The following is a 12,545-nucleotide window of genomic DNA, read 5'->3' as shown; positions in this document are numbered from 1 at the left end:
GATAATGGATTAAACAGTTGACTTAATGTGGAATTTATGGTATCCTTGCCTTGCATTTTGTTGCTCCTTTATATTAGGGATTTGGGCAAGGACTACCCCATATCTCTATTATAAAGGATTTTTTTAATAGTACAAGGCTTTTCTTGATTTTTCTTCAGTTTTATTTAATTTTCTTTGCTGTTTTATAATTGACAAATGAATTTTTTATTTATGCAACGCTAGTGAGGTATGAGAGAAGAAAAACCAAAACCAACTGTAGTTTTATATGCAAGAGTATCTACAAAAAAGCAGGAAGAGTACCTAAAAAATCAAATCAGGAGACTTGAAGAATATGCCAATTTGCAAGGTTGGCGGTATGAAGTCATATCCGAAATAGCAAGTAGGGTAAATGAAAACAGGAGAGGTTTATTAAAGCTTCTGAACAAAATAAAAAGAGGAGAAGTTCAAAAAGTTGTAATAGAGTATCCTGATAGACTGGCAAGGTTTGGTTTTAGAATATCTTAAATTTTTTATGGAAAGCTTTGGAGTAGAACTTATATGCCTTCCCCAAACCATCGGTTCCACCACAGGTGGCATGATTTTGCAAAGCGTTACAGAACTGGGAATAGGCCCAAAAGCCATGCTCTTTTCAAAGCACATAGATTCCCTGGCTGCTGCAGGCATAATCCGTGTTTAGTGTTGACTTGCCGGCAGTTTTTTCTTTTGCTGGCGCGGTCCCAACCGGAACGTCCGCCTGGCCGTGAAGGATAAAGTAGGAGACAGGTTTTTACCCTTGTGAAACAAATCAGCATAAATGATGGTTCGCATATCATTGATGCTGATGTTCTCAAGGTCAAGTCTGCTGATGTACCTGTGACGATTCCTTGTTTAATTTCCGCTATTTATCTGTTCTTTTCTGTGCTAAAAGATAAACCTCGTCATCTGCCCTTGCAGATACTACAATAACCTTCATAACATTCTTTTCCCTGACCAGCTTGTATACCACCCTCAAGCCAAGCCTTTTCAGCTTTATTTTAAGATATCCCGAAAGTTTCAGGCTGTTCCTGTTTCCCAGAGGTTTGCCGTATCCCCCTTCGTTCTGCGGCAAGGGGTTGCTTGAAACCTTGTCTATGGCTTTGAGTACTTGCAACCGCTGGCTGTGGTAAAGACGCTTCAAGTCCTCCACCGCTTCCTTCAAATATTCCACCTGCCACATAAGCTACTCTATCTCCACATCTGTATTATCTAAATCTGCTTTATTTATGCCAAGCTCAGATAAAACTTTTTCCTGCGGGATAAAGTCCTCCGGTTTTGCGTCTTCCATACGCCTTTCGGCTTCCAGCAGCAACCGGTATTCCTCTATGGTTTCAAGCATTTGTTCATACAACTCAGGCTTTAGAAGCACGCACGCCGGTGTGTTGTTTTTCAACACAACCTTAAAGCCGGTTTCCCTGACCTCTTCGAAGATTTTATTCGCTTCCCCCTTGTTGAACCTGGAAATTGGCACAAGGGAATTCAGAACACTGCTTACGGTGATTTTTTCAGGCATATTATCAGACCCTCTCTTTCATCATGAGACTCCTGATAATATTATATGCCATATCGATAAATTTATCAATGTTATTATATATATTTTTATCCCTCCCTGTAATACAGCGGGCCAACTGACCCGCAAGTACTGATAAGTAAAACCACAATCATCATATGTTATCCAATTGACCAATCATATCACCATATGTCAGAAAATATAAAACCTTGTATTAAATGGAAATCTCATACACTATTGACAATGTCTGTAATAAATGGTATGCTGTTATAAAAACGGGCATTTCGCACAGGCGAAATGCCCGAGTTGTTTTTTGGGAATTTTTCCATAAAATGTCTTAGGGGGAAGTTGTATGAAAAAGACTTACGCATTATCAAAAACGGCTTTTGAAGCTATTGTAAAACAACTAGCAAATCTGGAAGCCGATAAACACAAGCTTGTTGATGAGTTCTTTAATGATTCTTCTTATGAGCGCACTGAATTCGAACTGCTGCTGGACAATTATATCAGGCGCCTGGACGATTTTATAAGAAGCGCCCGCCCGGCAGACTCCGTTGACGGCAGCCTGCCTTTTGTGATTATCGACAGCCGGGTGGAAGTGCTTGACATTGAAAATGAAGAAACTTATAGTTTTCGGGTGATTATGCCTTCCGTCAGCAGAGACGCAAGCCGGGACATATACGATATTTCGATCCTGTCGCCGGTGGGAAAGTCACTGCTGCTAAAAAATACCGGCGAAAAGGTACAGGTCAACGCCCCCGGCGGCGTGTTTTCTTATGAAATTAAATCTATAAAGTTTCCGTAGAGTCGGCGCAATCGAGTAGGAAGGGACGGTGAGCCCCCCCACTGGATATGCGGGGCCGCATGTGGGTCCGTATCCGGGGGTTCACCAAGCTTGACGAAGACTTTGATAACGTAATTATATGTTCTGAATTAACTTACAAATCACCTTTCTTACGTTATCCATAATATGATTTTTGACCACTCCAAATTTACTGATTACAATACTTTGAGACAAAGTATATAATTTATCAACCCTTATACAAGAATCTACCTTAAGAGTTCCTTCTTCAAGGTCATTGTCGGTCAACATGACCATACCTCATCAATCAACGTCATTATTCCAGAAATCGATACTGCTTTCACTTGCCGATAATAACTCCTTAAAAACCTCATTATCTTTTTTGGATTTCAAAAAACTAATAAAATCAATTATTTCTGGAATCTGGTCTTCTGGTATTTCTTCAATCAATTTAAAAAGAATTCTTTTTGCCGTATTCATTAAACTCACCCCAAGATTATTACAAGATTATTATATCACAAAAGTTCTCAACAATGTTTAACCTCGTTTGTGGTACACTTCTGCGCGAATTATTTTGAACCATCGATAGATTTGTTCCATGAGTGGCAGGCTCATGAAATCATGTCACTTATGATATTTTCATATTGAAATATGCCCCCCAGTCCCCCCGTATGGATAAACAGCACATTTTTCTCCCGTGGTATAATGCGTTTTTTTATCAGGTCCAGCATACCGTAAAAGGCCTTGCCGCTGTACACCGGGTCTAGATAAAACCCCTCTCTGGAAGCGGTATACCGTATAATATCTATTATTTCTTTTACAATGGTGCCATAACTCCCGAAACCGTAGCCGTCCACTGTGATGGCTTCCAAATCCTCCCGGGCAATAAGTGTTTCTATCTCCAGGGTTTTCGCAGTTTTATTAATAAGGTGGAAAACATCTTCAATGAGTTCGTCTCTGGGGTCTCCTACACCTATACTTAAAACCGTTGTTTGGGGTTTTAACAATTTGTATCCCAATAAAAGGCCTGCCTGTGTTCCTCCACTGCTGGTGGGGCAGATTACATAATCAAAGTTCAGCCCCATTTCCCGTTCCTGTTCCACTATTTCCATAACTGCAGTTATATAACCCAGGACACCGACCGGGTTTGAGCCCCCTATGGGAATGATATAAGGCTTTTTGCCTTTGTCTTTAAGTTCACAGACTATATTTTGCATGATGTGGTTTAATTCTTTGCTTGTCCCGACATTATATACCCTAATATCGGCATCAAGCAGTTTATCCATAAGCAGGTTTCCGCGGTATTCTTCCTTTCCCCTCAAAACAAGGATTACATTAAGCCCCAGTTTTTTGGCCGCCGCGGCTGTCTGGAGAGCATGATTGGAATGAATAGCCCCGGCTGTGATTACTGTATCATAATTTCCAGATACAGCTTCCCCCATCAAGAATTCCAGCTTGCGGGTCTTGTTGCCGCCCAATGCAAGACCGCTAAGGTCATCTCTTTTTATATACAAATTGACGCCGGTTTCACCCGATTTTATCCGCTCGAATTATAGGAGTCTTTCCCCACAGCATTTTTAACCTTGGGAATTGATTTAACTTCCGCATCAGATTCAATTTACACAGCTCCCTTAATTTATTCCGTTTCAAATACTTAAATAAAACAACCCATTTGTAATAAGCTGGAATACCTGGCTATTTTTTCTTTGCGTTATGCCTATGTTTCCAAACTCCGCATGCGGCGAATAAAGGAGCATTTTGTTGCCGTTTATTTTAGTCTCTACGACGGCGGCGTTGTCTTTTAAATATTTGTTGAACCGCTCTCTTGTAAGTATGTTGTACCAGTTATCAATCGAATCTTTTGCAGGAGTATTGTCGAGCAAGTTCCATCTTGGATAATCTGTATTTGTTCCGGATGCTATAAAATCGTCAAATCTGGCAAGAATTTTTACGCTGTCTCTTAATATTTTTATTGCAGGACCTTCCCAGTAAACGATGTCAAAAGTGTTTACACTTCCAGTAGCCACGCCAAATGCAAAAGGGTGCATATTCTCAACAACTCTTACCCTTACAAAACCCGTACCGGTCCTCCAATAATCCAATTCCTGATCATCTGTCGCCTCAATGAGGTTTAACCAGTATCTGTTGTCTTCCGATAAAGATTTCAACGGAAGGTAAGCCCCTGCGCATATCCCAAAATAGCTTCCTTTATCATATACAAATTCTTTTATATTTTTATACCCCAGGTCCCCAAGGCCCCAGTAGAAAGATTCACCTGCGTCGGGCCCGCCGGGAACAAGGAATATATCGAATTCTTTTAGCAACCCGCTTCGTATATCTTTATCGTTTAAACATTCGTGCTTAAATCCCGTAAGTTCCAAAACCTCTATTAGCGGTTTTGTGCAAAAATCGGCCGCCCCTTTGCCTGTGTAGAGGGCGATTTTTTTCCTGTTTATTTTTACTGGCATTTCAAGATTTGATGTGATGAAAGAGTAAACAATTTCATTATTTTTTAACTGCTCGCAAATCTCAGGCTCACCCTTTATTATAAAACCTCCAGGGCTGTAAATATGCCCTTCTGGAAAATCATCGGTAAAAATTCTAACAGGCCTTACCAACCAAAATACTTCTTTACCCGCATCTATCAATGTATTAATAAATTTGATTGTCCCGACAATATCTTTCTGAGCTCCTGCAACCCCCAATCTGTCCATCGGGATTATTATATATTCTTTTTCTGCCATATCGTCATCTCCTTATCTGCGAAAGGTAATTCAAAAATTTCTCTTCCGTCAGTCTATCAGGGCCGCCCGAAAGTTTGCTCACCGTAAATAATGTAATTATGCTTAAAGCAAAACCCGGAACAAGTTCGTAAAGCCACTTCGACAGACCCAAATTATACCACAAAATGATTGTGACCATTCCTATAATCATGCTCCATACTGCACCGGTCTTATTCAATTTCGGCCAGTATAGCGAGAAAATAACCAATGGCCCGAAACAGGCCGCCAGCCCTCCCCACGCGTACAGCGCTATTTTAAAGACCAGCCCGCCTGATATTGACATTAAAAGCGCCAGGATTGATATTGCAAAAACGGCAAGACGCTCAACCCATATGAGCTGGTTTTCATTGGTTACCTTAACAAACCTGGTATATATGTTCGAAGCGAAAGATGCTGCAGCCACAAGTAAATAGGCACTAACAGAAGAAAGTATTGCAGCCATTACCGCAGCAGCAAAAATTCCAAGGGTATAACTGGGGAATAAATTTTTAGCCAGGACAAGGAAGATTTTTTCCGGGTCTTCAATTGAGGGATATAAAGACCTTCCTACCATCCCTATAATCGCAGCTCCATATGTAGTCAGACCCACCCATATCATCGCTATCAACGTGGAATCTTTTATTTCTCTCGGATCTTTTATCGACATAAAATTAGTCAGGATGTGAGGTTGGCCCGGATAACCTATTCCTATTCCAATACCTCCCATAATGAGGCCAAAAACTGGCCAAAATCCCTGGCTCCCGCTCAACAGCGAAAAAAAGTTTTTATCCTGATGGAGCAGGTTTGCAATTAAATTGTTTATGCCCCCTACGTTAAACAATGAGACCGCAGGCACTAGAATTAAAGCGATAAACATTATCGTCCCCTGTACCAAGTTGCTCCAGCTTACAGCTAAAAAGCCGCCTAAAAAAGTATAAATCAAAACTATTGCAAGCCCTATAAATACCCACATTATAATCAAAACCAAACGCCGCATTCAACAATTTGCCGCTTCCTATTATTTCGGCCGAAGAATTTATAATCATGAAAAGTATGATAATTATGCCCGACAATAAACTTATTGTCCCTTTTTTGTCATCCAATCGTTTTTCAAAATAGTCAATCAATGTCACAGCATTATAATACTCTGTAATTGTCCTTAACCTGTTTGCAACAACTATCCAGTTAAACAGTGTACCGGCCAAAATCCCTATCAGTACCCATATTGAACCAAAACCCGTCGCAAAAGCCATTCCGGGAAGCCCCAATAAAAGCCATCCGCTCATATCGGAAGATTCGGCCGAAATGGCGGTAATCCACTTATTGTTTGACCTGCCTGCAATGGTGTAGTCACTGTAAGACCTGGCCTTTAAATATGTAATGTATCCAATCATAACAAGCATTATCAAATAAATCCCAAATACGGCAATATTAAACAATATAATCCTCCTTCCAAAAAATTAATCCATAAATATTTATTTTAAAATCAACTTAAAAAAAATACTATTGTAATTATCAAACTTACTATTAGTGGTAAAAAAAATACAAATAAATTTACCCCGACATTCATGTAAATTCACCTCCTCTAAACTGAAATCATAATTTTTCAGTGATTTTATTGTCTGTATATATTCTAGACGGTTTAGAAAAATCCTTCTATTCCTTTTATATTTTTGTACTTTAATAAAACAACCTTCGAATGCAATCGAAGGTTGCCTCGCGTGCTTTTTATATTGCTTTGTGCCTTACACCAAGATAAGCTTCCTGCACTTTCGGGTTAGCCAGCAGCTCTTTGCCGGCTCCTGAAAGGACTACGCGTCCGGTTTCCAATACATAGGCCCTGTCGGCTATTTCCAGGGCCTTGTGAGCGTTCTGCTCGGCGAGGAAGATGGTGGTCCCCTGGGCTTTTATTTGCAATATGGTCTTGAACACCTCAGAAGTATACAATGGCGAAAGGCCGAGGGAGGGTTCATCCAGAAGCAGGATCTTTGGCCGCGACATGAGGCCGCGCGCTATAGCTGCCATCTGCTGCTCGCCCCCGCTTAACGTCCCGGCGTATTGATTGGACCTCTCCTTTAATATGGGAAAAAGTGAATATATGAATTCCAGGTCCTTTTTTACCCCCTCGGGGTCATTCCTCAAGAACGCCCCCATCATGAGGTTTTCCCTTACGGTCAGATTGGCGTACAACCTCCTTCTCTCGGGCACCAGTATAACCCCGGCCGCGGCCACATCATGGGCTGAGGCCGGCAATGGCTTGCCGTTATAAGTAATGCTCCCGTCTCTGGCTTTCAGCACACCCGCCAGAGTCCACATCAGGGTTGATTTCCCCGCCCCGTTGGCTCCCACTATCGTCACGACTTCCCCATTCGGCACTTCGATGCTCACATTTTTTAAGGCGTGGATTTTCCCGTAGTATACGTTCAGGTTTTTAACCTCTAGCATAGGTATATTCCTCCCCCAAGTAAGCCTTCAATACCCTGGGATCGCTCTGAACTTCTGCTTTTGTGCCGTCCATAAGCATTTCACCGAAGTTTATGACTATGATCCTGGGGCAGAGTTCCATTACCACATCCATGTGGTGCTCAATGAGGATGATGGTGAGATTGTAGCGTTCTTTTACCTTCCTTATAAGGTCCACCAGCATCAGCGATTCTTCGGGGTTCATGCCGGCGGCAGGTTCATCGAGCAAAATGAGCCTGGGCTCCAGCGCCAGGGCCCTTGCTATTTCAAGTTTTCTCTGGAGGCCGTAGGGCAGGCTGTCGGCACGGTAGTTTGCGTATTCCTCCAGCCCTACCACTTTTAAAAATTCCATAGCTTTTTCTATGAGTTGCTTTTCAATTTTTACCACTTTTGGGCTTCTTAAAAGGGCTTGAGCTATGTTATAGCCCGCTTCCCTGAAGAGGACCGTTCTGATATTCTCCAGGGCACTTAATTTGTTGAACAGCCGTATATTTTGAAAAGTCCTGGCTATGCCGCTTTTTACTATGGAAACAGGGTCAAGGTCAGTTATGTCTTTTCCATCGAAAAAAATTTTTCCCGCGGTTACTTTATAGACGCCGGTTATGAGATTAAATATGGTGGTTTTGCCCGCTCCGTTGGGGCCTATTAATCCGACTATTTCGTTTTGCTCCAGGGCAAAAGATACGTCTTTTACCGCCACTATGCCACCGAAGCGCTTTGTTACGTCTTTTAATTCAAGCAGGGCCATATTTATTTATATCCCCCTTCCGCCCGCATGACCTGCGGCTTTTCCGGGAATTATCTTTTTAAAAGTTTCAAATGAAAGCTCATGGTATCCCATTATTCCCGACGGTCTGTATATCATGATGAGTACCAGGATAAGGCCGTAGGCCACCAGGCGCCACATGTTGGCCACCCTGAGCACTTCTGGAACGGCTATAAACAGCGCTATGGCTATGATGGGCCCGGTAAGGCTGCCCATCCCGCCCGCCACAACCGCGGCCGTAAGCTGCGTTGAAAGGACTGATGTGAACATGGCGGGTTGTATGAAATTTAAATAATGCGCAAAAAGCCCTCCCGCAAGGCCACCGCACGCCGCGCTGTATATGAGGGAAAGCATCCTCACTTTAAAAAGGTCTATCCCGGCCATCTCGGCGGCCACAGCATCTTCTCTTACCGCGATGGCGTTCCTCCCGTATTTGGACCATATGAAATTCCTGGTCATCCAGACAACAAGCAGCGAAAATACGATCACGACGGGAAGTGTCGTGTAATGAGAGATGCCCGGAAGCCCCCTGGCCCCCTGGGTTATGGAGAGGTTTTCCAGAATAACCCGCACCGCTTCGCCAAACCCCAGAGTTGCAATGGCGAAATAATCTCCCCTGAGTTTTGCCCGGAGAGTCGGAAAGCCTATAATCATGCTGACCGCCGCCGACATCAGCATCCCGGCAAGAAGGGCCAGTAAAAACGGGAAGTCATAAAAATAGGTTAGAATTGCCGCCGTGTAAGCCCCTATGGCCATAAATGCGGCATGCCCCAGGGAAAAAAGCCCCGTAAATCCTGTAAAAACCGAAAGGCCCACCGTGGCAATAATTTCTATCCCTATTACAGATAATACTCCGAGAATGTATTGCATATATTCTCCCCCCTATACCTTTTCTTCAAGATACTTGCCCAGCAGGCCCGCCGGTAGTATTACCAGGAATACAATAACCAGAGAAAAACTGAATACATCCCTGATTACCGAGGAAATATAAACAGAAACAAACGTCTCAAGTATTCCCAGGATAACCCCGCCGATTACAGCCCCGGGGAGGCTGCCCAGGCCGCCTATCACCGCTGCAATATACGCTTTATTCGTTATCCAGCCCATGGTGGGATATACCATGTATTTTATTCCGAGGAATACCCCGGCAAGGCCGCCAAAGGCACCGGCCAGAAGAAATACTATCCCGATGAGCCTGTTCATATTGACGCCGTTTAGAGACGCCACGGTCATGTCGTAGGAAGCCGCCCTGATGGCGGTCCCCATTTTGGTCCTGGTGAGGAAAATATGCAGGCTGAATATGGCTATGAAAGAAAAGATCAGAGCAAACAGGTCAAGGGGACTTATATCACTGCCGAAAAAGGAGATACTGGTTCTCTTGAATATTTCCGGAAAAGAATAAAAATGCGAGCCAACCGTCACATAGACCATGTTTTCAAGAAATATCGATACCCCCATAGCCGTTATCATGAGATAAAGCGGCGGCGCCTTCCTGTTTATAAGCGGGCTGTAGGCCAACCTCACGTTTAACAGCGCCAGCAATGCCGCTCCTACTATAGCTCCAAGAAAGGAAAAAGGGAAACCCAGTTTGAATGAAGATATCAAAAAGTAGCCTATATAAGCCCCCAGCATTATGATGGTGCCGTGAGCAAAATTGCTGAAATTAAGTATCGAGAAAACCAGGGAGTAACCCACAGCCATGAGGGCATAAATACCCCCTATTGAAAGGCCTGTTATCAGTGTCTGCAAAAACATTATTTCAGCTCCCGTCCGGTAAATTGAATTGCCAAAGTCATATTATCGAGGAGGGGGGTTTTTAGACCCCCCTGTTCGAATCAAATTACTCTGTCACATATTTTTCGACGTAAACAAATTTACCGTCTTTTACCTGCTGGATTATGGCGGGCTTGTTTAATGGGTTGTGGGTGGTCGGATCAATGGTAAGCATTCCGGTCAGCACTTTGAGATTACTTGTGTTCTCCAGTGCGTCCGCCAGGGCGGGCCCGTCGGTTGTCCCCGCCCTCTTAATGGCGTCCACCAGCATATAGAGGGCATCAATCGCCATGACCGGATTGGGGAGGACCGGGTCTGCGTTGAATTTGGCCTTATACTCTTTAATGAAATCCTGGATATCCGGGTCTTCCATTGATGCCAGGTTTACAAAGTAGGAACCCTCTACCGCCGACCCGCCGAGAGTAATAAGGTCAGGGCTGCCCCAGTTGTCGCCGCCCATTAAAGTGGCCTTAATCCCCAGGTCTCTTGCCTGCTTTGCCGCAAGTGCCGCCTCTTTCTGGGCCGTGGGGATAAAGATGACATCCGGACCGGCCTGTTTTATCTTGCCAAGCATTGCCCTGTAATCAAGTTCGCCGGATCTGAAGGCTTCTTTCGCCACGATTTCACCCTTCATCTTTTTAAAAGCGTCTTCGAAGTATTTCGCAAGCCAGGAAGAATAGTCTGAACCGACATCGTAAAGTATTGCCGCTTTCCTGGCATTCAATCTATGATAGGCGAACTGGGCCGCCACCGTGCCCTGGAACGGGTCGATGAAGCACGTCCTGAAGGCGTATTTTCTCACCTGGCCTTCTTTAGGTACCGTCACCAGGGGATTTGTAGCCGTGGTGGCGATAAACGGCACTTTAGCTTCCTCTGTGACAGAAGAAATGGCGTTTGCAACACCGCTCTGTGCGGGCCCGATGATGGCCACCACTTTGTCCTGTTCGATAAGCCTCTTTGCCACATTGACGGCTTCTATAGAATCGGCCCTGTTGTCGTATGATATGAGTTTAAGGGGCCTGCCGTCGACGCCGCCGGCAGCATTGATCTTTTCAATCTCCATCTGCAGTGCGTTTTCTTCCGACTGCCCCCACATAGAAGCGTCGCCCGTTAAAGCAACTTCATGGCCTATTTTAATCGGCTCTTTACTCTGTTCTTGCTGTGTTTGCTGGCCCTGCTGCTGTTGTTGTTGTTGTTGACTTTGTGATTCATTTTGTTTCTGCCCTCCACAGGCAGTCAGAAGTATGCTTGCGGTAAAGATTATTATCAGCGCTATTGCTAAATAATACCTACTTTTTTTCATATTTTTCCTCCTTTTCTCAATGCCATGGTCATATTCTTTTAATTACTTGTACCTCCTGTTAAATCCCCCCTTTTGTCGAAGGATTTTATTAGTTGAAGTTGGTTAATAAATTTATTCTCCCCAATCTTTAAATGGCATTATGGTTAATTTTTGTTATATTATGTTTATTTAGATTTTTTATTCATCCTTTTTTGAAAGGCGCTGCTTACTTCCATGCATCGGGTAATACAAAGCCTTCCACAACCGCTTTTGCGTCACCTTCCAGATATACGTTAACTATAGCGTTTTCTTCAATTCGGTAATGCACCGTGAGGGGGCCTCCTTTTGAAAGCAAATCGACCGGCTGCTTAACCTTTCCCAGCAGGCCCGCCACGATGGCCGTAGCGGTAGCTCCGGTACCGCAGGCATAGGTTTCGTCTTCTACACCACGCTCATACGTCCTTATAAATATGTGGTGTTCATCTATCACTTCCACGAAGTTTACATTGGCGCCGTCCGGAAAAAGATCGGTACAATACCTTACCTCCCTCCCCAAGGCTATCAGCTCTTTATCATCCCAACCGTTTACCCCCTTTTCAAACAAGATCACATGGGGCACGCCAACATGAGCGTAGCAATATTCCCTGACTCTGCCGCCAAATTCGTGCTTTTTATTCAACAAAAAATTATCCTTTTTAAGCGTTAGAAATTTTAGAAGGACATTACCATCCCTTATTTTGGCTTCATATGTGCCGGATATGGTTTCAAATCTCATCTCATCACCTGCGGCACCGATTAAAAAAGCGAACATCGCTGCACATCTGGCGCCGTTCCCGCACATCTCCCCTTCACTACCGTCCGCATTAAAATACCTCATTTTAAAATCCGCTTTGTTAAATTTTTCCACCATTATGAAGCCGTCGGCACCTACCGAAACCCTTCTAGCACATATGCGCCTTACAAATCCGGGGATATCGATGCCGCTCATTATGTCTTCCCTATTATCAACTACTATAAAGTCGTTGCCGCAGCCGTTCATTTTTAAAAAAGGTATTTTATTCACATTCATCAATCCTTATTTATTTTTTTATTTATAATTGATTCTAGTGTAGAAACCCTACTTTTTTACTTCTTTTCCCGAACCTTGAAAATTTCATAAGGAATGTTTTGGA

Annotated in this window: 12 protein-coding genes and 4 pseudogenes; 3 read left to right on the top strand and 13 right to left on the bottom strand. The window is 43.5% G+C overall.

All coding sequences use genetic code 11. The features are described from left to right. Positions 1 to 225: 225 nt before the first annotated feature. Both ACKX14_RS15020 and ACKX14_RS15015 read left to right on the top strand, forming a co-directional pair. A pseudogene (locus tag ACKX14_RS15020) lies at positions 226 to 544 on the top strand (IS607 family transposase); the annotation flags it as partial. Further along, a pseudogene (locus ACKX14_RS15015) lies at positions 530 to 667 on the top strand (aconitase X swivel domain-containing protein); the annotation flags it as partial. The pseudogenes ACKX14_RS15020 and ACKX14_RS15015, both read left to right, overlap by 15 nt. Positions 668 to 877: 210 nt before the next feature. Here ACKX14_RS15015 and ACKX14_RS15010 read toward each other — a convergent pair. Continuing rightward, positions 878 to 1,195: a type II toxin-antitoxin system RelE family toxin gene (locus ACKX14_RS15010; RefSeq protein ID WP_422449085.1), complete on the bottom strand. Its 318-nt coding sequence runs from the start codon at positions 1,193 to 1,195 to the stop codon at positions 878 to 880. A 3-nt stretch (positions 1,196 to 1,198) separates the two neighbouring features. Then, positions 1,199 to 1,528 (bottom strand): type II toxin-antitoxin system Phd/YefM family antitoxin, encoded by a 330-nt coding sequence (locus ACKX14_RS15005; protein ID WP_422449083.1) that lies wholly within the window; start codon positions 1,526 to 1,528, stop codon positions 1,199 to 1,201. A 349-nt stretch (positions 1,529 to 1,877) separates the two neighbouring features. Between ACKX14_RS15005 and ACKX14_RS15000 the strand changes: the two genes are divergently transcribed. After that, a complete protein-coding gene (locus ACKX14_RS15000; RefSeq protein WP_422449081.1) occupies positions 1,878 to 2,330 on the top strand; it encodes a GreA/GreB family elongation factor in 453 nt (150 codons plus the stop codon). Positions 2,331 to 2,611: 281 nt separating this feature from the next. Here the strand turns inward: ACKX14_RS15000 and ACKX14_RS14995 are convergent. The 11 genes and pseudogenes from ACKX14_RS14995 to dapF form a co-directional block, all read right to left on the bottom strand. Then, positions 2,612 to 2,807 (bottom strand): annotated as a pseudogene (locus ACKX14_RS14995) (DUF2281 domain-containing protein). Between the two features lie 57 nt (positions 2,808 to 2,864). Beyond that, positions 2,865 to 2,927, bottom strand: a complete 63-nt coding sequence (locus tag ACKX14_RS16550; protein ID WP_479685981.1) for a hypothetical protein — start codon at positions 2,925 to 2,927, stop codon at positions 2,865 to 2,867. An 11-nt stretch (positions 2,928 to 2,938) separates the two neighbouring features. Continuing rightward, positions 2,939 to 3,841 carry a 1-aminocyclopropane-1-carboxylate deaminase/D-cysteine desulfhydrase gene (locus ACKX14_RS14990; RefSeq protein ID WP_422449079.1) on the bottom strand — a complete coding sequence of 301 codons (903 nt, stop codon included), beginning with the start codon at positions 3,839 to 3,841 and terminating at the stop codon, positions 2,939 to 2,941. Positions 3,842 to 3,973: 132 nt separating this feature from the next. Beyond that, a complete protein-coding gene (locus tag ACKX14_RS14985) occupies positions 3,974 to 5,071 on the bottom strand; it encodes a BPL-N domain-containing protein (protein ID WP_422449077.1) in 1,098 nt (365 codons plus the stop codon). Positions 5,072 to 5,075: 4 nt separating this feature from the next. Then, positions 5,076 to 6,483: pseudogene (locus tag ACKX14_RS14980) on the bottom strand (sodium/proline symporter). A 334-nt stretch (positions 6,484 to 6,817) separates the two neighbouring features. Next, entirely contained in the window at positions 6,818 to 7,534 is a 717-nt protein-coding gene (locus ACKX14_RS14975) for an ABC transporter ATP-binding protein (protein ID WP_422449075.1), read from the bottom strand. Next, positions 7,521 to 8,300 (bottom strand): ABC transporter ATP-binding protein, encoded by a 780-nt coding sequence (locus ACKX14_RS14970; protein WP_422449073.1) that lies wholly within the window; start codon positions 8,298 to 8,300, stop codon positions 7,521 to 7,523. Before ACKX14_RS14970 ends, ACKX14_RS14975 begins: the two co-directional genes overlap by 14 nt. A gap of 6 nt (positions 8,301 to 8,306) precedes the next feature. Beyond that, on the bottom strand, positions 8,307 to 9,188 hold the full coding sequence (locus ACKX14_RS14965) for a branched-chain amino acid ABC transporter permease (protein ID WP_422449071.1): 882 nt from the start codon (positions 9,186 to 9,188) through the stop codon (positions 8,307 to 8,309). 12 nt (positions 9,189 to 9,200) lie between these two features. Beyond that, positions 9,201 to 10,073 carry a branched-chain amino acid ABC transporter permease gene (locus tag ACKX14_RS14960; protein WP_422449069.1) on the bottom strand — a complete coding sequence of 291 codons (873 nt, stop codon included), beginning with the start codon at positions 10,071 to 10,073 and terminating at the stop codon, positions 9,201 to 9,203. 85 nt (positions 10,074 to 10,158) lie between these two features. Then, a complete protein-coding gene (locus tag ACKX14_RS14955) occupies positions 10,159 to 11,394 on the bottom strand; it encodes an ABC transporter substrate-binding protein (protein WP_422449067.1) in 1,236 nt (411 codons plus the stop codon). Positions 11,395 to 11,599: 205 nt separating this feature from the next. Beyond that, positions 11,600 to 12,436: a diaminopimelate epimerase gene (gene dapF / locus ACKX14_RS14950; protein WP_422449065.1), complete on the bottom strand. Its 837-nt coding sequence runs from the start codon at positions 12,434 to 12,436 to the stop codon at positions 11,600 to 11,602. Between the last annotated feature and the right edge of the window lie 109 nt (positions 12,437 to 12,545).

The organism is Thermorhabdus hydrogeniformans, assembly GCF_049310025.1.
Taxonomy (GTDB): domain Bacteria; phylum Bacillota; class Thermosediminibacteria; order Thermosediminibacterales; family Tepidanaerobacteraceae; genus JBJYKD01.
The sequence above is the reverse complement of the archived record's forward strand: the minus strand, read 5'-3'. Positions and strand labels throughout refer to the sequence as shown.

Bases quoted from the DNA above. Each gene is read 5' to 3' on its own strand.
- ACKX14_RS14975 (WP_422449075.1), bottom strand. From the start codon at position 7,534: ATGCTAGAGGTTAAAAACCTGAACGTATACTACGGGAAAATCCACGCC.
- ACKX14_RS14985 (WP_422449077.1), bottom strand. From the start codon at position 5,071: ATGGCAGAAAAAGAATATATAATAATCCCGATGGACAGATTGGGGGTT.
- ACKX14_RS14960 (WP_422449069.1), bottom strand. From the start codon at position 10,073: ATGTTTTTGCAGACACTGATAACAGGCCTTTCAATAGGGGGTATTTAT.
- ACKX14_RS14970 (WP_422449073.1), bottom strand. From the start codon at position 8,300: ATGGCCCTGCTTGAATTAAAAGACGTAACAAAGCGCTTCGGTGGCATA.
- ACKX14_RS14955 (WP_422449067.1), bottom strand. From the start codon at position 11,394: ATGAAAAAAAGTAGGTATTATTTAGCAATAGCGCTGATAATAATCTTT.
- ACKX14_RS14965 (WP_422449071.1), bottom strand. From the start codon at position 9,188: ATGCAATACATTCTCGGAGTATTATCTGTAATAGGGATAGAAATTATT.
- ACKX14_RS15005 (WP_422449083.1), bottom strand. From the start codon at position 1,528: ATGCCTGAAAAAATCACCGTAAGCAGTGTTCTGAATTCCCTTGTGCCA.
- ACKX14_RS15010 (WP_422449085.1), bottom strand. From the start codon at position 1,195: ATGTGGCAGGTGGAATATTTGAAGGAAGCGGTGGAGGACTTGAAGCGT.
- ACKX14_RS15000 (WP_422449081.1), top strand. From the start codon at position 1,878: ATGAAAAAGACTTACGCATTATCAAAAACGGCTTTTGAAGCTATTGTA.